At 60.4% G+C, this 26,443-nt stretch carries 21 protein-coding genes; 3 read left to right on the forward strand and 18 right to left on the reverse strand.

What is annotated here, in order from left to right; translation table 11 throughout:
* Positions 1–109: 109 nt before the first annotated feature.
* Entirely contained in the window at positions 110–1,027 is a 918-nt protein-coding gene (locus tag KBW81_RS06370; RefSeq protein ID WP_254248723.1) for a LysR family transcriptional regulator, read from the forward strand.
* 231 nt (positions 1,028–1,258) lie between these two features.
* Positions 1,259–3,337 (forward strand): ATP-binding protein, encoded by a 2,079-nt coding sequence (locus KBW81_RS06375; protein WP_254248724.1) that lies wholly within the window; start codon positions 1,259–1,261, stop codon positions 3,335–3,337.
* A gap of 148 nt (positions 3,338–3,485) precedes the next feature.
* Here the strand turns inward: KBW81_RS06375 and KBW81_RS06380 are convergent, their stop codons facing one another.
* On the reverse strand, positions 3,486–3,758 hold the full coding sequence (locus tag KBW81_RS06380) for a hypothetical protein (RefSeq protein ID WP_254248725.1): 273 nt from the start codon (positions 3,756–3,758) through the stop codon (positions 3,486–3,488).
* A gap of 164 nt (positions 3,759–3,922) precedes the next feature.
* On the opposite strand from KBW81_RS06380, the gene KBW81_RS06385 reads away from it, so the two are divergent.
* Positions 3,923–4,654 (forward strand): Crp/Fnr family transcriptional regulator, encoded by a 732-nt coding sequence (locus tag KBW81_RS06385; RefSeq protein ID WP_254248726.1) that lies wholly within the window; start codon positions 3,923–3,925, stop codon positions 4,652–4,654.
* A 72-nt stretch (positions 4,655–4,726) separates the two neighbouring features.
* Here KBW81_RS06385 and KBW81_RS06390 read toward each other — a convergent pair whose 3' ends face one another.
* The 17 genes from KBW81_RS06390 to KBW81_RS06470 all read right to left on the reverse strand — a co-directional run bounded on the left by KBW81_RS06390 (position 4,727) and on the right by KBW81_RS06470 (position 26,270).
* A complete protein-coding gene (locus tag KBW81_RS06390) occupies positions 4,727–5,389 on the reverse strand; it encodes a sensor histidine kinase (protein ID WP_254248727.1) in 663 nt (220 codons plus the stop codon).
* Between the two features lie 204 nt (positions 5,390–5,593).
* A complete protein-coding gene (locus KBW81_RS06395) occupies positions 5,594–6,985 on the reverse strand; it encodes a bifunctional enoyl-CoA hydratase/phosphate acetyltransferase (protein ID WP_254248728.1) in 1,392 nt (463 codons plus the stop codon).
* Positions 6,972–7,736, reverse strand: coding sequence for an enoyl-ACP reductase FabI (fabI, locus tag KBW81_RS06400; protein ID WP_254248729.1), 765 nt, complete (start codon positions 7,734–7,736; stop codon positions 6,972–6,974). Before fabI ends, KBW81_RS06395 begins: the two co-directional genes overlap by 14 nt.
* Positions 7,733–9,505, reverse strand: a complete 1,773-nt coding sequence (locus tag KBW81_RS06405) for a PHA/PHB synthase family protein (RefSeq protein WP_254248730.1) — start codon at positions 9,503–9,505, stop codon at positions 7,733–7,735. The genes fabI and KBW81_RS06405 overlap by 4 nt, the downstream gene beginning before the upstream one ends.
* 116 nt (positions 9,506–9,621) lie before the next feature.
* Positions 9,622–10,452, reverse strand: a complete 831-nt coding sequence (locus tag KBW81_RS06410; protein ID WP_254248731.1) for a F0F1 ATP synthase subunit gamma — start codon at positions 10,450–10,452, stop codon at positions 9,622–9,624.
* Positions 10,449–11,966, reverse strand: a complete 1,518-nt coding sequence (locus tag KBW81_RS06415; RefSeq protein WP_254248732.1) for a F0F1 ATP synthase subunit alpha — start codon at positions 11,964–11,966, stop codon at positions 10,449–10,451. Before KBW81_RS06415 ends, KBW81_RS06410 begins: the two co-directional genes overlap by 4 nt.
* Positions 11,956–12,693 carry a F0F1 ATP synthase subunit B family protein gene (locus tag KBW81_RS06420; protein ID WP_254248733.1) on the reverse strand — a complete coding sequence of 246 codons (738 nt, stop codon included), beginning with the start codon at positions 12,691–12,693 and terminating at the stop codon, positions 11,956–11,958. Before KBW81_RS06420 ends, KBW81_RS06415 begins: the two co-directional genes overlap by 11 nt.
* Positions 12,690–12,935 (reverse strand): F0F1 ATP synthase subunit C, encoded by a 246-nt coding sequence (locus tag KBW81_RS06425; RefSeq protein WP_090191597.1) that lies wholly within the window; start codon positions 12,933–12,935, stop codon positions 12,690–12,692. Before KBW81_RS06425 ends, KBW81_RS06420 begins: the two co-directional genes overlap by 4 nt.
* On the reverse strand, positions 12,935–13,618 hold the full coding sequence (locus KBW81_RS06430; RefSeq protein WP_254248734.1) for a F0F1 ATP synthase subunit A: 684 nt from the start codon (positions 13,616–13,618) through the stop codon (positions 12,935–12,937). The genes KBW81_RS06425 and KBW81_RS06430 overlap by 1 nt, the downstream gene beginning before the upstream one ends.
* A complete protein-coding gene (locus tag KBW81_RS06435; protein WP_254248735.1) occupies positions 13,615–13,908 on the reverse strand; it encodes an ATP synthase subunit I in 294 nt (97 codons plus the stop codon). The genes KBW81_RS06430 and KBW81_RS06435 overlap by 4 nt, the downstream gene beginning before the upstream one ends.
* A complete protein-coding gene (locus tag KBW81_RS06440; RefSeq protein ID WP_254248736.1) occupies positions 13,884–14,165 on the reverse strand; it encodes an AtpZ/AtpI family protein in 282 nt (93 codons plus the stop codon). The genes KBW81_RS06435 and KBW81_RS06440 overlap by 25 nt, the downstream gene beginning before the upstream one ends.
* Positions 14,162–14,566 (reverse strand): F0F1 ATP synthase subunit epsilon, encoded by a 405-nt coding sequence (locus KBW81_RS06445; RefSeq protein WP_254248737.1) that lies wholly within the window; start codon positions 14,564–14,566, stop codon positions 14,162–14,164. The genes KBW81_RS06440 and KBW81_RS06445 overlap by 4 nt, the downstream gene beginning before the upstream one ends.
* Positions 14,563–16,029 (reverse strand): F0F1 ATP synthase subunit beta, encoded by a 1,467-nt coding sequence (atpD, locus tag KBW81_RS06450; protein WP_254248738.1) that lies wholly within the window; start codon positions 16,027–16,029, stop codon positions 14,563–14,565. The genes KBW81_RS06445 and atpD overlap by 4 nt, the downstream gene beginning before the upstream one ends.
* Positions 16,030–16,280: 251 nt before the next feature.
* Positions 16,281–16,985 carry a lysozyme family protein gene (locus KBW81_RS06455; RefSeq protein WP_254248739.1) on the reverse strand — a complete coding sequence of 235 codons (705 nt, stop codon included), beginning with the start codon at positions 16,983–16,985 and terminating at the stop codon, positions 16,281–16,283.
* A 211-nt stretch (positions 16,986–17,196) separates the two neighbouring features.
* Positions 17,197–22,917: a hypothetical protein gene (locus KBW81_RS06460; protein ID WP_254248740.1), complete on the reverse strand. Its 5,721-nt coding sequence runs from the start codon at positions 22,915–22,917 to the stop codon at positions 17,197–17,199.
* A gap of 140 nt (positions 22,918–23,057) precedes the next feature.
* Positions 23,058–25,697, reverse strand: a complete 2,640-nt coding sequence (locus KBW81_RS06465) for a beta strand repeat-containing protein (RefSeq protein WP_254248741.1) — start codon at positions 25,695–25,697, stop codon at positions 23,058–23,060.
* Positions 25,698–25,757: 60 nt separating this feature from the next.
* Entirely contained in the window at positions 25,758–26,270 is a 513-nt protein-coding gene (locus tag KBW81_RS06470; protein ID WP_254248742.1) for a hypothetical protein, read from the reverse strand.
* Positions 26,271–26,443 lie beyond the last annotated feature (173 nt).

Below are 26,443 nucleotides of genomic sequence, written 5' to 3' on the forward strand. Positions count from 1 at the left end.
TCCTAAGGTTTGTGCGTTGATGCTTCATACCAAAATACACCTTTGAAAAGCAGAAGAAACGGCGCATATCGGACTTCAGAATTCCGATTTTAGATATAATGAGGGCTGGATGGACACCGATAGCTTGCGTCTGTTTGTGGCCGCTGCCGAACGCCTGAACATCTCGGCCGCGGGGCGTAGCCTTGGGCTTGCCCCTGCGATGGCCAGCGCGCGTCTGGCAAAGTTAGAACACGAGCTGGGCGCAGAATTGCTGCACCGCACCACCCGCAAGGTGTCGTTGTCGCAAGAGGGCGAGGCATTTCTGCCCTATGCCAGAGAGATCCTTGCGCAGTCCGAGGCAGGGCGCGCAGCCCTTGGCCTGAACGCGGCAGAGCCGTCGGGCACATTGCGGTTCGCCGCGCCCAGCAGTTTCGCCCAATTGCACATCATGCCGCTACTGCCTGCCTTCCATGCGAAATACCCAAAAATCACGCTGGATTTGCGCCTGTCCGATACGCGTTTTGATCTGATCGAAGGCAGTTTCGACCTTGCGCTGCGCAGCGCGCCCTTAGAGGACAGCAGCCTGCGCGGCCGCAAATTGGCAGACGATTGGCGTATTCTTTGCGCTGCCCCAGATTACTTGGCGCGTCACGGCACGCCCCAAAGGCCACAGGATTTGCCCGGGCACGCATTTTTGGCCTGGGCCAATACTGCGCCGCGCACGCTTATTCATAGCGCTGGCCAGCAGGCGACCTTTGACCCTAACCAAATGATTTGTTGCTCTATTTTTGACGATGGCACATCGCAGCGGGTCGCTACGGTTGCCGGGGGCGGGGTGTCGATTAACTCTCAGTGGAGCGTCACCAAGGACCTTGCCGCTGGCCGTCTTATCCATATCCTGCCTGACTGGCGGCTAGATGACGCGTCAGTACTTTGGTTGATCTATCCACGATCAAACGTGCTAACGCCTAAGGTGCGGTGCTTTATGGATTTTCTGATTGAAACCCTAAAACCGGTTTTGCAGAATGACAGACGAGAGGCGCAATAAATTCGCCCCAAGTGCGCATTTTGGCCACCTGCCTGTGCGGCAGCCCGCCGATATATGCAGGCCACACCGCGTCATTGCGGAATTATTTCGTCCGATTTAGCCCTATCGTTGCCTCATTTGTTGCCGTAAATGCTATCGCGTAGGTTTTGTAGCAAAGCTGTTGCCGCGTTTTTGCTGCAACATTAGCATCATCATTTCGTTCGGCCCGTCTATGGAAGTAGAATTCTTTATATGTTTAGATCATTTTTTGATTGGGTCACGTCTGTTGGCAAGTGGCTTTGGGTGTATTTTGTATTTGCATCTGTGATCAGTATATTTGCCATTATACAATTTGACAGACTTTCTTATTCAAAATACCTGAGTGAGCTGAAGTCGGAAATGTACCTTGAACTGCTAGAGGTCCGAGAGACCTTCGAAGGGCTTATTCATTCTCAGTCATTAGTTCTGCGCGAACTTGCAACCTTTATCGCTGATAATCCTGATATTACGCAGGAGGAATTTTCAAAGAGGGTTCAAAATATTAGAAGTATTGACGATGCTACTATAAGTATCGCGGCGGCTCCTGACCTTGTCATTACGCTTATATACCCGTTTGTCGGGAATGAAGGTGCTTTTGGGTTGGATTATCGGAGAAATGACGAACAGTTTCCAATGATCCAAAATATGTTGGACACCGGCGGAGAGATGATTACCGGCCCGGTCAATCTGGCTCAGGGCGGTTTGGGTATGATCCTTCGGGCCCCGGTTTATTTGACTGAACGCGATGCCAATGGCAATGCGATGGTGCCAGGGGACGTAAGGACGCCTTGGGGTATCGTATCCCTTGTTCTTGATTATGATGAATTCCTTGCCGAAGCGGGGCTGACCGATGCGAATGAAGACTACGATCTTGCGATCGACGTTGCTAATAGTAGAAAGGGAATTGAAGGGGTTTTTCTGTACGGTGATCAAGCTGTAAAAGAGAAAGACCCTGTTATTCTTGATTTTGACTTCGAATTCGAAGACTGGCAGCTGTATGCGACGACAAAAGGCGGGTGGCCAACAGCGGCAGAGGCGCAATGGCAAAAACGCATTGGTATGGTGGTTGTCGCGTTAGCACTGTTGGTACTGCTGCTTTATATTATTTGGCTTTCAGAGACGCGAAAGCGGGCAGAGGCGCTGTTGCATAACGGTATCGAGGCATTGGCCGACGGCTTTGTTATGTTTGATACGCGTGATCGGCTTATTGTCAGCAATGCCAGATACCGCGAGATGTATGGGTTTTCTGAGGAAATGGTTCACTATGGCACGCGATTTTCCGACTATGTCAAAGTTGGCGATCACCACCCGATGCAGCTTAGCAATTCCGCGGACGAAATGGCGTGGATTGCAAATCGTATCGAATCCCGTCGTAGTGGCGGTTCATTAGATATTGAACAGCACCTTACAGATGGCCGGGTGATTAAGGTTTCTGACCGGCGTATGCAGGATGGCTGCTATGTTGGTCTATATGTGGATGTCACTGAACTAAGTCATGCCAAGGCCGCGGCCGAGGCCGCCAGCGAAGCGAAAACCAATTTCATGGGTGTGCTGAGCCATGAGCTAAGAACGCCGCTGACCGTTATATTGGGTGTTGCACGTATCGCAAAGAACCCGCGCTTGCTCAAGTCATCCAAGACGTTGCTTGCTGCAATAGAAGACGGCAATACTGATCCCGCCGACGTTAAAATAATGATGGAAGAGATGTTCGATCAGTTTTCAAACCTGATGGATCGGACGATCCAATCGGGCGATCACCTTTTGTATCTGATCAACGAGATGCTTGATATCGCAAAGATCGAATCTGGCAGCCTGACGGTGGAAAGCGCCGCGTACGATATCGCAACAATTGTGGATCCGGTCGCTATTCAGCTAAAGACACTTTCGCAAAAGAAGGGTCTGAGCTTCGAGGTCATCCGCGGCACAGGGCAAGTTTATGCGGATAAAGTCAGAACTCAGCAGATCCTTTTCAATTTGGTTGGCAATGCGATCAAGTTTACAGATTCCGGTCATGTCAAATTGAAGGTAACTGCAAGCCAAGATAACGTTTTGTTCGAGGTCAGCGATAGCGGACCTGGGATAGGACAATCAGACATTGAAAGTATCTTTGATGTTTTCTTTCAAGTCGATTCCAGCGCCACGCGAAAGGCTGGGGGAACTGGGATGGGGTTGGCGATTTCAAGAAATCTGGCAGAGCTTCAAGGCGGATCACTTACGGTCGAAAGCACGGCCGGGGTGGGGAGCAGTTTCACATTGTCCCTGCCTTCTGCGAAACCGCGCGTGCCGTCCTAAACGGCGTGACCTGCATTTCGCCTGTAACGAAGCTCCGCTGCTTGGGCCGCCTGCCGTGATGCGTATTGCAGGGAAACATGCAGTTGCGTCATGCGTGGGTGCAGCGCCATGCGCCATCTGTCTTATCCACCTGCGATAGGTGGTGTGCCTAAGTGCCGCTGCGCCGGACGGAATTTCCGCCGTCGATGATGCTGTTGATCAGCGCTGCGACCTTGGCGTGGAATGCCGCGCCGGGCCTATTCACAGGGTGGTTGGCATGGGCTGTGGCCGCGTCGTGCAGGATACCGATGATTTCACGTTCGGGCAGAACATCGTGATCGTTCAAGGCAAGCAGCAGGGATTCACAGATCGACAGGGCCGCAGCGCCTGACACTGCGTCCGTTGCAAGGGCTTCACTGGACAAATTTTGTGCGTTGGACATGGAGAATAGACCTTCTTGTTCGCGAAAAAGTAATGGTTCCTCGTCAACGTGGCAGATCGCATCTAGACTGGGCTGATACACATCAGGATTGAGGCGCGGCGCAGCCGTTAATCGCAATCTAGATAGGTCTTGCAGGCCTTCGGCCGTGACCGGAAGGACGCCAGATGTATAGCAAACACAGCCCGCTTGCGCGGAAATTGGGCTCGTTCGTCGCATTGGATGACGCAGAGCTTGCGGTTCTAGACGGGCTGCACCAGCGCCGTCGCAGGTTTGTCGCGGGCCGTGACCTTGTTCATCAAGGGCAGACGCGGTCGGCGGCCTATATTCTGGCTGAAGGCTGGGTCTGTTCCTACAAGCTGCTGCGTGACGGGACGCGGCAGATTGTGGACTTTCAGATCCCCGGCGATTTTCTTGGCCTGCGGTCGGTGCTGTTTCGCACCGCTGACCATAATATCGAACCTATCACCACAGTTGAGGCGTCAGAGGTTAAGGACAGCGAGCTGCTGACAGCCTTTACCCAAACACCGCGCCTCGCGGCGGCCGTCCTGTGGGCCGCGTCGCGGGACGAGGCGATGGTGGTGGAACACCTTGTTGGCATCGGGCGGCGCAACGCGCTTGAACGCACGGCGCATTTTCTGCTCGAACTGAATGCGCGCCTCATGCTTGTCGGACAGGCGACAACGGCCGGATTTGACTGCCCCTTGACGCAATATCATCTGGCCGATGCGCTGGGTCTAAGCGCGGTTCACGTCAACAGGGTGCTGCGTGAGCTGCGTGAAAAAGGACTGCTGACGTTTCAAAAGGGGCAGGTTGAGATCCTTGATTTTAAGGGACTGGTGGCCCTCGCGGAATTCGATTTGGGATACCTAGACCATGAGGGGCCATTGCTGCGTTAACTGGCGAATGCAGGGAATACCCTGATCTTGACGCGCCCCCCGGCGCGGCCGCACTGACACAGATCAGCACTGTTATCCCGCGGACGGCACGGTCAGGCACACAGTCATGCCGCCCTGCGTGCGGTGATAGGCGATCTGCCCGTCAACCTGTGCCAGCAATCTCTCGACGATGCGAAAGCCCAGACCATGACCCTCTTGAGGCGCGGCGTGCTTGGGCAGTCCGGGGCCGTTGTCTTGGGCCGCAATCTCGATCTTGCCGTCGCCGATTGGCTTGCAGGACACGCTGAGGCGGACAAGCCCGGCCGCGTCCCGCCCGTGCTTGATTGCGTTCGTCATCAGTTCGGTCACGATTTGCGTCACGGGCAACAGGTCGTCGGACGAGACCGAGCAGCCCGGATGGAAGTCGCGGACAATGACGACGCCGTCGCCTGCAACCGCATGCAATGTATCGCAGACCGACCCAAGCGCCGTGGGGAGGTCAATAGGTGCGCGCGGACCGTGTCTGGAAAGCGTGCGGTGCAGGTCGGCGACGGCGTCAATCTGCACATGCACGGCATTCAGCAGCAAAAGCGCATCCGCCGCTGTCATGTTCCGCCCTTCGCTGACCATCGCTGCCGATTTCAGGCGCGCATAGCCCGCCAGCATCGCCAGATGGTTCGCAATGCGGTGGTCAGCCTCTGTTGAGCGATCGCAGTTCTGGCAGGTCAGATTGTCGGCCGTTAACGTGGCGTCCATGTATGGTTCCTTCGCATTGCGGGTGCCGCCCTTGCACCCCGGACTGCGCGTTTCGTCAGCTGATATGAATGTCGTTGGCGACCGGCGTCGTGGCTGATGCGTTCACCTTGTGCTGATTTACAAAGCGCCGCACTGATGCGGATCAGGATTGGCGCTGAACGGGCGGATTGATGCGCAGCGCTATGCACCGTGCGCTAGCAGCGGTTAGCCGATCACCAGCCGCGCAAGCGCACAGGATGCCAGCCGCGCCCATGCGCTGTCGGCGGGGTTGGTCAGGATGACGGGCACGCTGGCCCCCATCACAAGCCCGGCCGCATCAGCCCCCGCCAGATAAATCAGTTGCTTGGCCATCATGCCTGCGGATTCTAGGTCTGGGGCCACAAGGATGTCGGCCTGACCCGCGACAGGCGACACGATCCCCTTGGCCGCCGCCGATGCGGGCGAGATCGCATTGTCGAAGGCCAGCGGCCCGTCTAGCACGCCGCCCGTGATTTGCCCGCGATCCGCCATTTTGCACAGGGCTGCGGCGTGCAGCGTCGCGGGCATGCGGGGGGTGACCGTCTCGACCGCCGCAAGGATCGCGACTTTGGGATGGGCGGTGCCAAGGGCCTGCGCCAGTTGGATGGCGTTCTGCACGATATCGCGTTTCGCGCTAAGGTCAGGTGCGACGTTGATCGCCGCGTCGGTGATCAGCAGCGGTTTGGCATAGGTCGGGACGTCCAGCACGTAAACATGGCTCATCCACCGTTCGGTGTGCAGGCCAAGGGCTGCGTCCATCACCGCCGCCATCAGCTCGTCCGTTTGCAGCGCCCCCTGCATCAGCGCCGCGACCTTGCCGGCTTTCGCAAGGGCGACGGCCGTGGCGGCTGCGGCATGGCTGTGGGGGACGTCGATGACCTCTATCGCACCCAGATCGCGGCCCGCCGCTTTGGCAGCCGCAGCGATGCGCGCGGCCGGACCGATCAGAACCGGCACGATGATGCCCCGCGCGGCGGCGTCCAAGGCGCCCGTCAGGGACAGGGCGTCGCACGGATGCACGACAGCAGTGCGCACGGGCGTCAAATCCGTCGTCGCGGCGACAAGGCGGGCATATTGGGCGGCAGGGGCATGCAGCGTGACCTCTGGCAACACAAAGCGGGGGCGGTGCACCTTGTCCGAAGGCGCGATGACGCGGGCGATGCCGTCAATCACGGTGACCCCGTCCTGATTGATGCAGGCGCAGGCAAGCAAGACGCGGCCTTTGTTCAACTTTTCGGTCACTGTAATGCGGGTCGTGATCGTATCGCCAAGCGCAACAGGGGCCTTGAACGACAGGCTTTGGTCCAGAAAGATTGTTCCCGGCCCCGGCAACTGCGTGCCCAGAACAGCGCTGATCAGCGCGGCCCCCCACATGCCATGGGCAATGACGCCGTGGAACATGTCAGTCGCCGCATAGGCCGCATCGACATGCGCCGGGTTCACGTCGCCCGACATGACCGCGAAAAGCGATATGTCGCGCGGCGTTAGGGTCCGCACCGACTGTGCCGTGTCGCCCACGGCCAGTTCAGCAAAGGTGCGGTTTTCGATGAATTGGCCTGCAGGCTCAGGCGCGGACATGCAGGCCACCGTCGATGTGCACGACCTCTCCGGTGACGCAGCGGGCACCGTCGGATGCCAGCATCGCGGCGACGTCGCCGACGTCTGCGACCGTGACCAGCGCCTGTTCCGGTGCCCGGTCGCGGGCCGCGTCGACCAGCGCGTCGAAATGCGCAATGCCGGACCCGGCGCGGGTGCGCAGCGGTCCCGGTGACAGGGCATTGACGCGGATTTGCCGTGGCCCCAGTTCAACCGCAAGGTTGCGCACAACCGCCTCTAATGCGGCTTTGACTGGCCCCATGATGTTGTAATTATCCACGACCTTTTCGCCGCCATAATACGACATCGTCAGGATCGTACCGCCCGCATGCATCAGCGGTTCTGCCAGACGCGCGGCGCGGATCAGCGAATGGACGGAAATATCCATCGCCTGCGCAAAGCCCGCCGCGCTGCAATCGGTCACCCGTCCGTGCAGGTCGTCTGCCCCGCAGAACGCAAGGGAATGGACAAGGATGTCCACATGCCCCCAGCGCGCCTGAACGGCGGCAAAGACGGCCTCCATCTCTCCCTCGACTGTGACGTCGAGCGGCAAAAGCAACTTGGCCCCAACAGCCGCGGCGACGGGTTCGACAAAAGGGCGCGCCTTTGCACCCTGATAGGTCAGCGCGACATCAGCGCCCGCATCCGCAAAGGCCTGCGCGCAACCTGCGGCGATGGACTGGGCGTTGGCCACGCCTAGCACCAGCGCCACTTTACCCTTAAGCGCGCTCATGGCTGCATCACATAGGCACCTGGGGCGTCTGCCCCTGCCTTATAACGCCCATTTGGCTGGCCCATGGGCGGCGGGGATATGTCCTTGCCGGACCGCACGAGGAGCCAATCTGTCAGCACAGGCCACCATGATCCGTCTTGCGGTTCAGTATCTGCCAGCCAGTCGCCGGGACCCTGAAAGGCGGCCCCTTCGGCTGCCTCGCTTGTGCGAAAGTGGCGGCCCTGATGGCCCGGCTCTGACACGATGCCTGCGTTATGGCCGCCGCTGGTCAGGGTAAAGGTTATGTCCGTATCGGCAAACAGGTGCAGTTTATAAACCGACGGCCAAGGGGCGACATGGTCGTCCTCGGTGCCGACGACGAACAGCGGCACCTTGATATCGGTCAGGGCGATGGCCTTGCCGCCAACGTGGTAGTGCCCCTCGGCCAGATCGTTGTGCAGGAACAGTTTGCGCAGGTATTCCGCATGCATCTGCGACGGCATCCGGGTGCCGTCGGCGTTCCAGAACATCAGGTCAAAGGCATCGCCCCGTTCCCCCAGCATGTAGTCGCGGATCATCGGGGCCCAGATCAGATCGCGGGCATGCAATAGGGCAAAGGCCCCGGCCATCTGGTCAGAGGTCAGGAAACCCTGCGACTCCATCATATCCTCGATCAACGTGACCTCGGCCTCGTTTATGAATAGCTTCAGGGGGCCGGCTTCGGTGAAATCGACTTGGGCGGCCAACAGGGTGACGGTCGCAAGGCGGTCGTCATGGTCGCGTCCCATGGTGGCAGCGGCGATCGACAGCAGCGTGCCGCCAAGGCAATAGCCCATCGCGTGCACCTGCGGCGCACCGGTGATGGCGCAGGCGGCATCAATCGCGTCCATGACGCCAAGCTTGCGATAATCCTCCATGCTGCGATTGCGGTCGCTGGCTTCGGGGTTTTTCCACGACACCATGAACACGGTGTAGCCTTGCCCGACGAGGTATTTCACCAGTGAATTTTGCTGGGACAGATCAAGGATGTAATACTTCATGATCCACGCGGGCACGATCAGGATCGGCTCTGGCCGCACTTTTGCGGTCGTGGGGGCGTATTGGATCAGCTCCATCAGGTCGTTGTGGTACACCACTTTGCCAGGCGTGGCCGCCAGATCGCGCCCGACCTTGAACGCGGTCGACGGATCGCCCTTGTGCAGGGCGTCGTGGGACAGGTTGCGCAGGCCCTCTAGCATATTCAGGCCGCGGGTTTTGACTGTCGCGGCCAGAACATCGGGGTTGGTCATGGCAAAGTTCGACGGGGCCGCCGCATCGGTCAGCAGCCCTGCGGTAAAGGCCATCAGGTTTTCATGCGCCGGGGTGACACCGTGCACGCCCGTGGTGGCGTTTTGCAGCAGCGTCCAGTTCTGGTGATAGGTCTGCGCCAGCACGTTGAACGGCCAAGCCTTCCAGTGATCGGACGCAAAGCGCCGGTCGTCAGGCACCGCAGTGGGTTGCAGGCCAAGCGCAGACATCCAGAACGTCTGTGTGTCCTTCATCGCCTGCTGCACCAAGCTAAGCTGTTTGCCCGGCGAGGCCGCGATGTGGACGGCCCAGTCCACCCAAGCCTCTGCCAGCACAGACGGCGCGATCCCGAATGTCGCCTGCGCCATGCGGCCATGCATATCCCGGTCGAGCGCCTCGAACAGAGTCTCTGGTACGGGGGGCGGGATCACCGCGACGTGGGCGGGTGGCGGAATGTCTTGGTTATTGGGCGCGGGGACGATCAGCTTGATATGGCTTGGCATGGGATGTCCTTTGGAACGAGGCGCAGCAGGCAGCCCCTTGTCCCCCTATAGTCCCATTGGCGCGGGCTGATGTTGATACAGGTCAAAGTTGTGCAGGGCGCGGTGCCGTGTTGGCGTTATCTTGCCGGTCCGGCGGCGGCAGCGCCGGTGCCAAGCTCGATAATCTCGGCTGTGATCGCGCTTTGCCGCACGTGGCGCAGGCGGGCCTCGAACACGGCAAGCTCGTCTTCAATTTGGTGGCCTGCGGCAGTCATGGCCTGCATCCGCGCCTCGTTTTCGGCGGCAAAGGCGTGCAGGGCGGCGCGGGTGATCAGCGCGTGCAGGTAATCCTGCGACAGCCCTTCAATCAGCGCGGTGCGCGGCAGTTGCGTCAGCACGTCAGCACCGCTTGGGGCGGGTAGGGCAGACAGATCAAGCGGCAAAAGCCTGTGCTGCGCCACGCTTGGTCGCCCGGCCTCCCAGCTTGTGTGGATCACATCAAGGCTGCCGATGTCGCCCTTGGCCATCGCGGCAAAGATCGCAGTGGTGATCGCCTCTGCCAGCTTTGGCATCCCGGTAGAATGAGAGGGCAGGGCGGCGTGCCAGTCCGGCGTAATGTCACGGCTCGCCGCGACAGACAGCCCGCGCGTGCCGATCAGGAACAGCGGTGCATCTGCCGGGATGGTGTCCAGCACCCGTTCGCTGAACGCCCCGGCAAAGCCTTGTTCGGCGCAAAACACCAGCAGCCCGGTCGGTGTGTCTGCTGTGCCGGTTGCAGCCTGCGCATGCGCGCCGACGACCTGCGCCATCGCTGCTGCCAGTGTCGCGGCATAGCTATCCACCGCCGTGACCTGATCGCGGGCGACATGTGCGCGGGCCGACGCAATGCCCTTCATCGCGTTTACCACCGCCCCCAGCTGGCGGATGCCTTCGATCCGGGCGGTGATATCGGCCAGCCGCGCGGTCATGGTTGCACGGCAAAGGTTTCGGCATACTCGCTTAGCACGTCCAAAAGGTGGGCATGGCCTGCGTCATCAAGCGTGCTGGCGCTGGTAATGGTCTGCACCTGCGCGGCGGCCTGTTGGTCCAGCCGCGCGGGCAACCCGGCGCGAAATGCGGCCACGGCGCTGGTGGGCACCGCATCGAGCAGGCCCGCCTGCACCGCCATCATCAGCGCCACCTCGTCGGCCAATCGGAACGGGGTGTGCTGGTCTTGGCGCAGCGCCTCTCTGATCCGGGCCCCGCGCGTCAGCTGGCTGCGCACGCGCCCGTCGGGCATGCCGCCAAAGCGGGTAAAGACCTCGAGTTCCAGAAACTGGGCATAGTCCAGCCGCAGGGTACCGGCGGCGGTGCGCAGCAGTTTCGCCTGCGTTTTACCGCCAACGCGGCTGACCGACAGGCCCGCATCCACCGCTGGTTTCTGGCCTTGATGGAACAGCGCCGCATCCAGAACGATCTGCCCGTCGGTGATCGAAATCAGGTTGGTCGGGATATAGTCCGACAGATTGCCCGCCACGGTTTCGGCAATCGGCAAGGCGGTCAGCGATCCGCCGCCAAGGGCCGCCGACAGCTTGGCCGCGCGTTCCAGCAGGCGGGCGTGGATATAGAATACATCGCCGGGATAGGCCTCGCGGCCCGGCGATTGCCGTGTCAAAAGTGCGATTTCGCGGTGGGTTGCGGCGTGTTTGGACAGATCGTCGATGACGATCAGCGCGTGCTGGCCTGCGTCGCGAAAGTGTTCGGCCATCGTCATGCCCGCATAAGGCGCAATCCATTGCAGGCCCGGCGCGCTGGCGGCGCTGGCGACCACGACGATGCAGCGGTCAAAATTGCCCGCCGTTTGCAGTGCGGTAATCGCCCGGCGCACGCTGGACGATTTCTGCCCGATGGCGACATAGACGCAGATCATATCGCTGTGCGCCTGCGCCATGATCGCGTCGATAGCGAGGGTCGTTTTCCCGGTCGAATGATCACCAACGATCAACTCTCTTTGGCCGCGGCCAAGGGGGAACAGGGTGTCGACGACGACGACGCCGGTTTGCACGGGCTCGGTCACCAGATCGCGGTCGATGATCGCGGGGGCAGCGCGTTCGATGGGCCTGCGGGTGTCTGCCGTGATCGCGCCCTTGCCATCCAGGGGGCGACCCAAGGGATCGACGATGCGCCCCAGCAGGCCCGCGCCGACAGGCACATCTACAACGGTGCCGGTGCCGTAGACAGCGTCGCCAGCCTCGACCTGTGTGGTGCCGTCCAGCAGGACGCAGCCAATCTGGTCCGGGTCCAGCACACGGGCGAACCCGGTTTGCCCGCCTGAAAAGTGCAACACCTCGTCCAGCCCCACATCGCGCAGGCCAGAGATCATGGCGACGCCGTCGCCGATCTCTTCGACCCGGCCGCGATGGGCGGCGCGGGGGGCGAGTGTCAGTGCGTCCAACGTCTGCTGTGCGGCGGACAGCCAGTCCGTTTCGGGATCACGCGGCATCGGTCAGTGCCCCGGCGATATCGTCCAAATCGGCGCGCCAACTGTTGTGCAGCGTGAAATGCGCGGTGCGCAGCTCTCCTCCTGCGATCAGCGCGGGGTCGGTGACAAAATGCAGATCGGGCGTACCGCCAAGCGCCTTGTGGACCGCCGCCGTGACCTTGGCTTGGGCCGTTGCGTCCAGGGCATCGGGGCTGACAAGGTCGACGCCGCCCGGCGTGGCGACAAGGGCGGCGCGATCGCTTGGCGTCATTTCCGCGATCCCGGCGACCAAGCGATCCAGAAACGCGGCTTGCACAACCTGCGTATCCAGCCCCGCCAAAAGCTTGCGCGCCATGGCAACCGCAAGCGTCGCTGATGCGGCATTGGCGGCGGCGCTGTCGGCTTCTGTCTTTGCCTTCGCGGTGGCCGTAGCCGCAGCCAAAAGCGTATCGGCCTGCGTCTGCGCGGCGGCGGCGGCTTGTTTGCTCTGCGCTTCGGCCTCGCGCGCGGCCTCGGCGAGCGCGGCTGTCCGTTCTGCGGCAATGCCCGCGCGGGCCTGCGTGACGTCAGCCAGTGCGGCATCTGCCTTGGCCTGCACATCTGCTGCGTCATCCAGCGCGGTTTGCGTCGCTGTTTGCCGCGCCGCGATGGCGGCGGCGATGGGGGTCCAGAATACGCGGGACAGCAGCCAGATCAGGACCCCGACGTTGATCGCCTGCAGGCCAAGCGTCCAAAAGTCGATGGTCATGACAAAAGCGGATTGGCAAAGAGCAAAAGCAGCGCGATCACAAGGCAATAGATCGCCGTCGTCTCGATCATGGCAAGGCCGACAAACAGGGTGCGGGAAATCGTATTCGCCGCCTCTGGCTGGCGGGCGATGGCGTCCATGGCGGCGGCCACGGCGCGGCCTTCGGCCAAGGCTGGCCCGATGGCACCGAAGGATACGGCAAAGGCCGCGCAGATGATGCTGATATGCGGAAGATAGTCCATTAGGAGTCCTTTTGAGTAGTGGGAGCGCCGTCCGTAATCGTGGCGGCGATGAAGACCATCGCAAGGACGGCAAAGATATAGGCCTGCACTAGCCCCGTCAGCAGATCGAGGGCCATCAGCGGGATCGGCACCAGCAGTCCGGCCAGCGATGCCACAATGGCGATGACGAAAACGCCGCTCATGACGTTACCGAACAGGCGCACGAACATCGAAAAGACGCGCGTCAGGCTTTGCAGGATATTGAGGGGGATCATGATCGGGTTGGGCCGGGTGAAGGACCGCAAATAGCCGCCAGCCCCTGCGCCGCGCACGCCGAACCAGATCACGGCTGCAAACACCAGCAGCGCCAGCGCCGCGTCAGTTTCCAACTGGGCGGTCGGCGGTTCCATCCCCGGAATAAGCGAGATCCAGTTGGCGACCAGAATGAACAGGAACAGCGTGCCGATGAAACCGCGATAGGGGGCGGGGGCCGCCCCGGTGGTTTCGGTGATCTGGGTGTCGATGGTGGCGACGATCAGTTCCAGCGCGGCCTGCCGCTTGCTGGGCCGGACGGTTAGGTTGCGGGTCATGGCAAAGGCCCCCGCGACCAGAACGACCATGATGCCCCATGTCGTCAAAACCGCCTGCGTGATCGGCACAGGGCCGATGCTGAACAGGACGGTGGATTCCAGCGGCGACATCATGGCGCGACCTGCAGCATCACCGCTTTTGCGACAAGCACGCCTGCCAATGCGGCAATCAAGGCGGCCCCGCCCGCCAGCACGGCCACATAAAACCCCGCGCCGATCAGCCCGAGCCGCCCAAGCGTCAGCGCCAGCCCAAGCGCCGGATGGCCGCCTGACACGATCAGGCGCGCGGTTTCGCGCAGCGCCCAGAAATAGGCAAATCCCAGCACAATTCCGCCGCCAAAGCTGGCGGGCACGCTTAGGGTCATTGGCAGGTCTGCAATCATTCCGCGTTCATCCAATTCCATGCAGTCCAGCCGCCCAATCCAAGGCCCAGCATCAGGCAAGGGGCCGTCCAGAAAATTCCGTCACCAAAGCGTGCATCCAGCCAGCGCCCGGTAAAGATCCCGGCCAGCATCGGCACCACGATCATCCAGCCCAGCACGCCGATCTGCGCCAACCTGCGGCCAACGGACATATCGCCTTCGCGCAGCCAGCGGTCGTGGCGGTCGCGGCGCAGGCGGGCTTGGCGCACAAGGGGGTCATCGTCGTCGTCCGGGGTCATCGGAACTCTCCTGCGTCGGCGCCCAGCGATAGGCGGTTGACCATCTGGCGGATGGCATTGAGCTGCAGGGTTGTGGCGGCGGTGCGGTCGATCCGCTCTGCGTCGGCGTCAGACCGGAACCGTGCCAGCACGTCTGCATCAAGGGTCGCAAGATTGTCGCCTGTGATGGCTTCGCGCGTCGCGATGGACACATTGCCTGCCACGCTCAGCGCGCCGCCGCGTACTGCGCAGAAATGATCGGTGCCTTCCTTGCGCCACGTGACGACGGATATCGCAAGCGCCGTCAGGAACGGGGCATGGCCCGGCAGAATGCCAAAGCTGCCGCTGGAATCCTCGGCCCGCAGGCTGTCGATTTCGGTTTCCACGACGACGGATAAGGGGGTGACGATGCGCAGTTTCATGCAGCGTCCTTTTTTGCGGCGACTTTGGGGGCAGGGCGGTCGGATGCTGCGTTCTTTGCCTCTGCGTCCGCCAGCGTGCCAACCATATAAAGCGCACTTTCGTCCCAATCGTCAGCGGCGCCGTCCAGAATGGCGCGGCATCCCGCAAGCGTATCGGCCAGCGTGACCCGTGCGCCGGGAACGCCGGTAAACGCCTCTGTCACCATAAAGGGCTGGGTCAAAAACCGCTGCAAGCGGCGGGCGCGTTTCACGATCAGACGGTCCGCCTGACCCAATTCCTCGACCCCCAGCAAAGAGATGATGTCGGTCAGTTCGCGGAACCGGGCAAGGGTCTGGCGCACGGCTTCTGCCGTCTCGTAATGATCGACGCCCACCACCAACGGATCAAGCAGCATCGAGGATGAGGCCAGCGGGTCAATCGCAGGATAGAACCCTTCGGAGGCTTGGCTGCGCGACAGCACGATGACGCAGTCCATGTGGCTGGAAATGGTGGTGACCGCCGGATCGGTGAAATCGTCGGCCGGGACATAGACCGCCTGAATGGCCGTGACGGACGAGCCTGCGACGCTGGCGATGCGTTCTTGCAAGGCCGCGACTTCGGTCGCCAGCGTCGGCTGATAGCCCACCCGCGACGGCAGACGCCCCAGCAGCCCGGACACCTCTGCCCCGGCTTGCACAAAGCGAAAGACGTTATCCATCAGCAGCAACACGTTCTGATGCCGCGTATCGCGGAAATATTCGGAAATCGTCAGCGCCGTCATCGGGGCGCGCCACCGTGCGCCGGGCGGTTCATTCATCTGGCCGTAAACCAGCACCGTGCGGTCCAGCACCCCGGAGTCCTGCATTTCAGTCAGCAGTTCATGCCCTTCGCGCGACCGTTCGCCAACGCCAGCAAAGACAGAAATCCCGTCATAGCCTTCGACCATCGCCCGGATCAGTTCCATCACCAGCACGGTCTTGCCAACGCCCGCGCCGCCGAACATCGCAGCCTTGCCGCCCTGCGCCATCGGCGTCAGCAGGTCGATGATCTTGATGCCCGTCTCGAACACCTCGGTGGTGGGCGTCTGGTCACGCAGTGCGGGCGGGGCGGCATGGATCGACCGGCGCGGTGTGTCATCGGGCAGCACAGGGCCATCGTCCCGCAGATTGCCCACCACATCCAGCAATCGCCCCAAAATCGCAGGGCCGACCGGCACGCTAACCGGGCCGCCCGTCGCTGCGACCGGCACCCCGCGTTGCAGGCCAGCCGTCGACTGAAACGCCACCGTCCGCACGGTGCGGGGATCAAGGTGGCTTTGCACTTCTAGGATCAGCGGCGCGTCATTTTCCCACTGCACGGACAGCGCATCATTGATCGCGGGCAGTGCGGTATCGAAACACACATCGACCACTGCGCCGCGCACCGACACCACATATCCGTCGTTCAGATCCTGCCCATTGGGGGCAGAGGTTTCGCTGGGCATGCTGTCAGGCTCCGCATCGGGTTCACCCTAAACGTGCCAGCAAGCCGCGATATGGTCGTTGATCTGGATCAGCAATCTAGCCAGATCGCGCGAAAGCGGTGCCTAGACCCGTCTTTCGTTCGGGAAGGGGGGCATACAGGAGTGTACGCTTCAGCCGATTACATGGTCCGCGCCCTAAAGTGCAATCCACGCAGCTTTATGCATGAATTGGGAAATTCAAGGAATCGCCAATCCAAAAGCTGAATTTCGATTTACTTTTTGAAAATGCTCGCCATGTGATGATCAAATTCGTTCCAGCTGATGGTGGCATAGTTTCCTGCATAGCCGTGATAAAACGACCTGCCGGTCGAGGTCGGAAAACCCGCCCAAATCTTTGCCAAATTGTCCATGAACTGGTGGCGGCTGACTTTTCCATCAACAAAAAGGCTGTAGCCTGCGTCCTCAAGCAACAGATCGGCCAGGCGATCCTGCACGTCGGCGGTGAAAACCGTGTTGGCGCTAAATCCGATTTCACGCACGAGGGTATCAAGCGTGGCGGGAATAAACTGATAGCGTCCAATCGCATGGGGCTGACCGGGTGTTGCTCTGATCCATTGCTTTATTTGCCCGATCGTCATCTGAGTCGGGCGTTTGTTCGGCCCGATCCGTGCGCCATGTTGCACCGCGTCATAACCACTCCGCCCCGCTTCGGCCCAACCGATCAGGTGCTTCAGATTGGTTGCCGGGGCGGATTTGCCGTCAATAAACGCATCGCGGGGGCGCTGATAGGATGCTTCGGTGATCGTTCCTGCGCTTAAACGTACGGCGTCCTGCGGCATATAGGGGCGAACGTCGTAGTTGAATACATTTTTTGTCGATATCGTAAATTCAGACAAGGAATTAAATTCAGCCTGCGCCCCCTGCGCGGCAAAGAGTGGTAAAATTGAAAGCGCGGCAGCGGCTGCAATTTTATGCATTGGAATTCTCCATCAACTTAGTCTGTGTTGGAGCTATATTGGCCTATTTCGCCGGTATGTTCATTTGCACAACCGGTCAGTTGCCAGAGAATAAGGATAGGTGGATCATCCTTTTGCGAACATGATGCCCGCGGGGACGCATGGGCGAAAGTAAGCGGGCCGCGCCGCACATGCGCATGCGGCGCGGCCCTTCCTTGATGACCAGCGCCCCCTAGTCGCCAAGGAATCCGTCAAGCTGGTCCCAAAGAGAGTTGTCCAGCAAAAGATCAAAGCGCAGATGCAGCCCTTTTTGATAAAGCGCATCCTGCTGCGGCAGTTGGCTGCCCGTCAGGTTGTATCCCAGCGCAAGCAACGTGCCCTTGGCCGGGACGAACCCGAATTCGGCCCCAAGACCCCAGGTCGCGCTGTTGGTATCATCCCACAGATACGCCCCGTTCACGCCAATCTGGAACCGATCATCGCCAAATTCATAGTTTGCGCCAGCTTGAACCAGTTGCGTCAACGAGGTGGCAAAGGTGTTGGTAAGCTCGATTGACTGGTGCTGCCCGGCATATTTACCATTCACCCGCAGGTCGGCATCAACCTCATAGCTCGCATCAACCGACCACAGGTGGCTTTTGGTCGTATTGTGCATTTTTTCAAGGCGGTGCTCGTACCACGCCAGAACCTCTAGCCGGGGGTCGGTCAGGGGGCGGTAGGCGGCACCGACGCGGGTGCGCACACGCTGGCGGTTTTGGCCGTTGCGGTTGTCGACGGCGATGCGGGTCCGGCCAAGCACGGTCAGATCGGGTGTGATCTGCCCAGCCAGCCCCAAGTTGCCGTAATAGGTGGTGCCGGATTTTTCAAAGGTGGTGTCGAAATCGGCGTCACCCACCCAATCGGTCTCGTCAGAGCCCCATTTGGCACCGATCGCAAGGCTGGTCATCTTCGCCTCTTCTGCGTCCAGCAGGCGGGAATGTTCGATGCCCATGTTCAGCGTCGTCAAAGAATTCAGCTTGAACTGCGCCGACAGCCCTTGGTTCAGGGTCGTATCCGTTTCATTGGCACCGCGGCTGAATTCGGTCCGGCCGGACAGCCATTTGTTCATCTGAAAGGTAAAGCCAAGCGTGGACCGGGGCATGACGATATCGTCGCCAAACTGAAGCTCGACCTCGTTGAAGACGCGCCAGCCTGGTGCGGCCTCTCGGTACAGGCCAAGGGTCAGTTCGGTCGGTTGATCGCCGCCAATGTTCAGGGGCTGGCGCAATTCAGCTTCGATCACGGTGTTATCGCGGCCAAGGGGGGTCCAATGCGCCCCAAGGATGATGGCGGTGCCTGCCTCGGTCGTCGCGCCGTTTTGGTCGTGGCGATATTCCAAACCGATGTCGCCCCGCAGCCGCTTGTTGATCTGGCGCGAATAGATCGCTTCCAGCGTCAGGCGGTCGAGGTCATTGATCCGGTCACGGACAAAGTCGGCTCCGATGACAAGGTCGCTGTTTTTGTCGATGTCATACCCATAACTTAGGCGAACCTGTGTGGTGCCGGGACGGGCCAGTCCGCCGCTGGCGTTAAAGTTTTTGCCAGTGTGGATGGCCTCAAAGCTAAGGCGATGAAACTCCGTCTGCAGATCGTACGACAGGCGCGCCGCGTTATCGACTTGGCCGCGTGCGTTCTCTGATCGGGCCAGCTCGGCCTCAAAGACGCCGCCATTTTCGCCTTCATGGCGGATGTAGCCAGACTGGATGCGTTCATCAGCCGGATTGCCCGCAGGGGCATCCGCATGCGCAGCGCGCGCGCCAACGGTGATTTGGTCGCTGACGGCATAGTTCACTTCGCCGCCATACAGCCAATAGCGCTCGGCCCCGGCTTCCGATGTCTCATAGGTGATGCGGATTGATACGGGGTTTCCGTCCAGGTCGAACTGACGGACAGGCGCGTTAAAGGTCAGCGTGTCGCGAAAGAAATCAAGGACATAATCGGTGCCGCGGCGCATCGCGGTTGTGGTCAGGATATCGCCGCCGCGCTCGTCGCGGACCAGAATTTCGACCCGTTCAGAGCCTTGGACATAATCGCCCAAGTCGATGTCATAGGGGCCAGACACACCGCGTCCGCGGATTTCTTGCACGCGCTGCCGTTGCGCTGTGCGGGCACCAAAGACGGTGACGGACACCTTGTCGTTTTCCCAATGCGCCTTGGCACCGGTGGTCACGCGGCGCATGCCGTCAAGGCGCAGCGCGCTGGATTCAGGCTCGATCGCGATATCGCCGTAAAGGATATAAGAGCGGCCCTTTTCAACTTTGACGAACAGGTTGCTGGACGATTGTGCATCCTGCCCGCGTTCGGAATTGTCGCCGTACACGGGGTAGTATTCGTCGCCGCGAATGTCGCGGAACAGGCGGTCTTCGGTGTCGCGGTCAGAGCTGTAGCGCAGGGTCAGCAGGGCGTCGCCGCGAATTGCGCCTTTCAGATAAACTTCGCCGCGCAGGCCGGTCGCCGTATCCTCAAAGCTGCTGAACCGGTCTTTGGGTAGCAGTGCAACGTCGTTGCCCCCCAAGGACACGGCACCCTCGATCACGCCGATCAGGATGCGTTCGTCTAGGTTGGGGGTAAAGGCGATGGTCGCTTCGGCTGTGCCAAAGTTGCCGGTCACAGTGATACGGTCAATGCCAGAAACTTGCGGCGGGATCAGGCCAAAGGTGGCTTCGCCGTTATCAAGGTAGGCCTGCACGCCGGGGGTGCCGGGGCGAATGTCGGTCACGTCCCACAAGGCCATGCGCGCATCCAAGGTCACCGTGCCAGAGGCCGGGACCGGCATGCCGCGTGCGTCCAGCACCCGCACAACAACCGGGACGATCGACACCGGAGAGGCAGAGGCCGTTTCTGGCATGATGATTTCGAACTTTGCGGGTGCGCCGGGTGCGATCAAGGTAATCTCGGTGCGGACGCGTTCGATCCCAAAGCCGTCTTTGCCGATCAGGGCCAAGGTGTTTTTGCCAGGGTCCAGTTTGACCGCGATAAATTCTGCGGCTTGGACGTTATTTGCCTCCCAGCTGGTGCGCTGGCCGACACGGTCGGCCCCCAGCGGCCGGCCATTCAGCGCCAGCGCAAGGGTCAGGTCAGCCTTGCCTTTGACGCGGATGTTCTGGGTGCTGCGGTCAACGGTTTGTCCGTCCTGAAGGTCGATAAAGCCCGGCTCTGAATTCAGCGTGCGGATCATCGCGTCCAAAGGCTCGCGGCGTGCGATGGCTTCGGCTTTGGTGGCCACATCTTCGCGTGCTTCTTGCTCTGCATCCAGCATGCCAGTGGTCAACTGCGTCGTGGTCGCAATGCCCTGCTCCCCGCGAGAGGAGCGCACGGGCGCGCCTTGGCTGGTGATGGGCAGATCGGACGCGGTCAGCGTGTTGATCCCTGCCGCGTCGTCAAAATGGGTGCGGCGCTTTGCGACCTCAACCATCGCGTCTGGCGTACAGTCCGCAACGGCGAAGTGTTCGGCGCGCAGCTCGCCCTTGCGCAGCGGGATCAGGCGAGAGCCGCCGCGCATCAGGTCATTTGTGCGCGTGACGGTCACAGCGGTGCCGATGGGCAAGGTTTCATCCTGCACCAAAAAGGCGTGGGTGACGGGGCGCAGGCCGAACAGGGAATACTTGCCGTCGATATCGGTCACGACGGACAGGCCTTCTTGGGTGACGATCCTAACGCCGGGAATGCCCGGTTCCGTGATGTCGCCGCGGATGCCGTCGCCGTCGCAATCCATAAACACAGATCCAATGACCGTGCCTTCGCGGGCAAAGACGCCGCCCGAATTGTTCAGGCGCACCATCGCGCGGGCCACCGGGGATTGGCGCAGCGTGCCAGTGCCCGCTTGGCGGCCCGACAGGACGGCCGTGTTTTCATTGCGGCCCTCAACAGCGGCTGCGGTAAAGCGCATGACGTAGGTCAGCTCGTGATTGGACAGCGGTTCTAGCCTGCCAAGGTCGAACAGCAGGTCGCCGCCTTGCGCATCGACTGGATCGGGCAGGGCGGTTCCGTTCAGCAGAACCGATCCGGGCACAAGCGTCACGCCGCGCGCAGGGCGGTCCAGCAGCTCTGCGCCGATCAGGGCCTGGTGCATGTTGTTGGTGAAACCCAGCGAATAGGTCACAAATTCGCCCTGTGTGACGGTGTCCGTGTTGGCGTCCTTGTCCAAGGACAGGGGCGCGCCGTAAAATGGATCAACGGGGATATCGGACACATGGACCATGCCGCCCGCGTGGGTAAACAGGTTACCAAACCCGGCGCTTGTGACGGTCTTGCGAAAGCCCGTGAAATCCATACGGACCGATGGAAAGATCCAAGCCGGCGCGTTCAGCACCTCATAGCGGTAGCGGCCCGCCGCAATCTGACCTAGCGAAAAGAAGCCGCGCTCGTCCGTATTGCTGCGCAGGACAGTGGCCCCGGTTGCCGCATTGACGAGCACGATTTCGACGCCTTCGATCGCGTCATTGGTGACAGAGTTGAACAAGAAGTTGCCCGGATCGATCAGCAGTTCGTCGTCCAGCAGCACGCCGCCGCACTCGGCTGTCGCGAACAGCGTATCGCCCGGCGTGGTCGCCATCACACCGTCGCCAGCGCGGCTTGGGTCCATGCGAGCCAAGGGCAGGGCAGCGGTCAGGAACACGCCGGTGTTTGGGCCAGTTTCGGTGGCGGTCAGGTTTTCGATGTCGCCGGTCAGCGCGCTGCGCACCGTGATCGTGACAAGATCGGCGTCCCCAGACAGGTTACAGCTGCCAGACGTGACGCGCAGGCGGGTGTCGCTGCCCGCAGTGCCATAGATTTGGTCGGTCGCGGTGTCTGGATATTCGAAACGAAGCGCGCCAGCGCCAGAGCCTGTGCGATCATAAAAGGTGGTGTTGGATGACAGCGTCAGGCTTTGGCCGTCTTCCTCTAGATAGGTCGTGGCTGTGTTTGCAACCTCTACATCGCCAAGCGGCTTTGGCACGTTGACCGTAAAGGACGGGTCCCGCGACTGACCGATGTCATAGTCATCAGCCATAAAGAACGCCACGGCGTCGATATCGGCCGCCGCAGCAGGCTGCTGCGTCAGGTAGTCATGCTGGGGGTCGCCTGCGCGGTGATACAATGCCTCCGTGCCGCCCGCATCGGCGATGCCGGCAAAAACGGTGTTCAACGGCATGACGTCGCGCACTAAAATGCCTGCGCGCTGGGTGCCATCAATGCGCAGGGGTGCGCCGTCGATGCTGTCATACTTGGTGACCGCTTGTTCTGAATTGTTGCGCACCCGCAGGGTGTAATCAAGCTGCGTGATACGATCGTTGTCGCGCACGACTTGGGATTTCGTGATCGTCAGCGCGCCGGAAACGATGGTCGTGATGCCTTGCGCTGTCCCTTGGACCGGCGCTGTGGCATTCGGGTCGCCGTCAACCGTTGCTGTGACGATAAGGGCCGACCGCATCGCGTCGCCCAAAACGGTATTGGTCGAGACGCGGAATTCGTAAATCAGTTGCAACCGCTGTCCGGGAAGCAATTTCATGGGCAGCGCAAGGTTGATGGACCGCTCGTTGCCATCAATGATGCCGTTCCCGTTTAGGTCAGCGACAAGATGTCCGCCGCCCATCATGGATGCGCCAAGCTGGTCTTCGACGTGCATCAGCGCGTTCAGCGTCACATTGCCGGAATTGACGACATCGAAATAATACTGCGCGATGCTACCGCGGGTCATCAGCAGTGCAGAGTATCCCGCAACTGATAGGCCGGGCACCGACATGACGATTGCCTCGACGCGGTTGGACTGCACGGTTTCAACCATGCCAAGGGCGGTGTTGAAATATGTCGCGTTGGCGATGCTGCGGATGATTGTGCCGCCGGGTACGGGGCTTGCCATCGCGGCCGCAGGATACAGGGCTGCATTTGACAACAAGATCAGCATCAGTGCTGCGGTTCGCAGAAGTGTCATAGCGCGGAAGCCGGCTGATTGAATGAATTTGCGCATAAACCTGCTCCTGGAAGGATACCGAGTGTCAAAGAAATAGGGAAAAGTGGGCACCCCCCCGACGTCTGGGGGGACAGTGTCTTGGGGGGGTGCCTTGGGTTCGCTTAGTTGCTCACCTGAACGGTGAACTCCAACCGGGCAAACCCGCCGGGCAGGACCGTCCCGTGATCGCTCGAGATGTTTGTCGAGGTCGCAGCCGCGGTGCTTCCTGCAGGGAAGGTGGTTTCGGCGCAGGAACCGCCACAGTTTGTGATCGCGGTATAGGCAGGCGCCGCATCAAAGATGGTGACGTTGTCTGCTGCCGACGAGCCGGTGTTTTCGCCCTCGACCAAGTAGCGGATGCACTGGCCGGGTTCGACGTCCTGACGGGTTTTGGTGAAGGTACCGACCGTGCCGTCACAATTGGCATCGATGTACTGATACTTGTTCAGGGTCATGTCGCCAGAGATGATGGTGATCCGGTCCTCGACCGCGTTGTCGCTGGCATGGACATCTATCGCCGCGCCGCTATTCAAGGATGTCGCCAAGGTGATTGTGCCGTTTTCAGTGACACCTGCCGTGCTGGTGGACGGGGTCTGTACGCGGTAGATCAGCGTGATGCTGTCGCCAGGTGCCAAACCATTGACCCCAGCAGAAACGCCGTCCGTCAGATCGTTGAAGTTGTCGATGACTGGTTCGGTCGGATCAATCACACCGTTCCCGTTGGCATCCCAGAAAATCGCACCAGAGAAGTTGGTAAGGCCGCTATCATTGATCGCGCCCTCAGTGATGGCAACGTTACCTTTGTTGGTGACAGTGTGGGTGATTTCGACAATGCCGCCCGGTGCTGCCTGCGCGGTTTGGTCGTCGATGATCTGCACGTCGTAGATCTCGTTCACCGTGACTTGGTTCACGATCCGGTCGCCCTGACCCGACACAGAAGAGGTCAGCGCAATATCGACCAGCGTATCGCCCGGAAGCGCATCATCGGGTGGCGTGACGACAACTTGGAATGTCGTGCTGCCGCCTGCGGGGATCGTGCCGGTGTTGGTCACGACATTGCCGTCGGCGTCGCGGAACTCATACGTCCAACCCGTTGGAAGGGGTTGAGCCAGCGACAGGTTGTAGCTGTCCGACACAGGGCCGTCGTTCTGGACGACCATGTCATAAGTGACCGGCTGACCTGGGTCAGTGGTGGTGGTGACCCAAGGCAAGATACCGTTGGTCGGTGCCGCGCCGTCGCCTTCGGAGCCAACAACAGCGTTCTCTAGGTCGACCGCGGCCGCCAGAACTTCACCGCTGAATTCAGCGGTCGAGATGTCAGTGACACCAGAGGCATCAGAGATCGTCGAGATGACCGCGGTGTAGTTTGTGGTCGCGGTCGATGTCACGTCCGTCGGCAGGGTCGCGATCAAGGTGACCGTAGCGCTTGCGCCAACGGCGAGCGGCCCGACAGAGCCGACAATCGGGGTAATCCCGTCAGCGCCGACAAAGCGGAAGGTGGTGCCAGCAGGGAAATCGACGTTAGCGACCTGTAGCGACAGGCTGTCGGATTGGTTCGACAGGTTGGTCAGCACGAATTCCTGACGGATCACGCCGCCTTGATAGACGTCGCCAGTTTCCAATACGACATCGTTGCCGGCGGTATCGTCATCGGTCGCCGATGCAACGGCAGCGTTTACGGTTAAGTCTGAATTGATGGCCGTATCCGCAACGGCAACCCTAAATGTGCTATCAACATTGATCGAAGCGGTGTTCGACGGCGGGAAAGCCGCGCCGTTCACCTCTTGCGTTGCGGTGTTGGGGATGATGCCTGCGTCAGCAGTAGAGGCAACAACGGCTTGGAATGTCACGCTACCGGACCGACCCGACCCGACGGACGACAGGTTAAAGTTTACGGTCTGCGCGTCGTCAAAATCCCACGCAATCGTTTCACTCGACCCATTGCTGGCATCAACGACGGTAGAGCCGTTGTTGTCATCCAGCGGCGTGGCAGAGTCCGACCAGCGCGCAGAACCGGGCACGTAGGTCAGGTTGCCGTCCAGAACGTCCTGCACCACGTAGTTATTCGCAGCGGCCAGACCGGTGCTGGAATAGGTCAGCGTGATAGTCACGGTGTCGCCCGCATCAACGATGCTTGGGTTTCCACCCGATGCCGCGTCAGCGACCATCGATTTGACCAGCTCAACAATGGCACCGTTCGAAATCGTCAGGGTGTCGGTGTTGATGTCCAGCTCTGTGCCATCCAGCGCGGATGTCGCCGTGATTGTAATGGTGTCTGTACCGGTGGCATTGGACGCAACGGTGGCCTCGATCACGACGCCGAATTGCTCGCCCGGGGCCAGAACAGGGGTAGATGTTAGCGGTGTCGCGCTATCGGCCACGCCGTCCATGTTGGCGTCAGGATAGAACACCAGCTGCGACGTGTTCAGCGTGCCAGTGTTCGCCTCGACTGCGGTCAGCGAAAAGCTGTCTGCGCCGTTGCCTTCGTTGGTGATGATGTGCGGCAGGAATGCCTTACCACCCGGCGCGATGGTTTCCGTATTATCGGACGTCAGCGTCACGCCAGCGACCTGCTGGACGATCGTTTCGACCGTGTTCGATGTCACGGTGATCGTGTCGCCAGCGGCATTGGTATAGGTGGCAACGGCTTGGTTGCCGATGACAGATCCGGCTTCTGGCGATGCTGCAAAAGCCGCCGTACCGATGGCTGCGCCGAAAGCGGCGACGCTGGCCGATCGCATAAACAGGGATTGATAAGACACTTCGATATTTCCTTATATCTACTTAAGTGGGGGAAGCCCCGCTAAAGGAGGCGCGGTGGTTTAGTTGACGCGAACGCGGTATGTGTTGACCGCGGATTTGCCCGCTTCGAGGGGATCGGAGTATGTCCAACGGACCGACGCGATCTCTGTCTCTGGCAAAGGTTCTTCGCGCAGGACGCCGTCGGGGCCTGCAACCATCCGAACCGCTGGCAGCGTTGACCATTCAAGGCCGTCCAGTTCGGGGTCTAGGTCCGCCTGCACTTCAAAAACCGCGTTGATCGACGTTGTCTGATTGCCCAGCGTGATGGTCACCCCTTCGGGAACTGGCGCTGCGACAACGATGCCGGCCATGTCCTCGTCGGTCATGTTTTCGTGGTTCAGTTGGTACTGAATGACTTCGCCCGGCCGCACAGTGTTGCGCGCGACAAGCTCTTCGACACCGGCATCGTTCTTTTCGACGACGACGAACGCGAACGTACTGGACAAAGCATCGGCAGAGGCTGCAAAGCCGATCACCGACAAAGCCGCGGCAGCAACAGTCGCCCGCATCATTTGTGAAAAGGGAATAAGCATAAATTTTCTTCCTTTCAGGCCGGGTCAACATGCCGGCAGTTTCAAAACACGTGCTCTGATCACGAGACGTTGATTGAACATTGAAGAGAATTTTAATAAATCGCACTCGTGCAATAAGGTATAAATGGCACCCGGAAGATCGCTCGATATACTTTCGGATATGTCGGCTATCT

It is taken from the genome of Loktanella salsilacus, from assembly GCF_024206795.1.
Taxonomy (GTDB): Bacteria; Pseudomonadota; Alphaproteobacteria; order Rhodobacterales; family Rhodobacteraceae; genus Loktanella; species Loktanella salsilacus.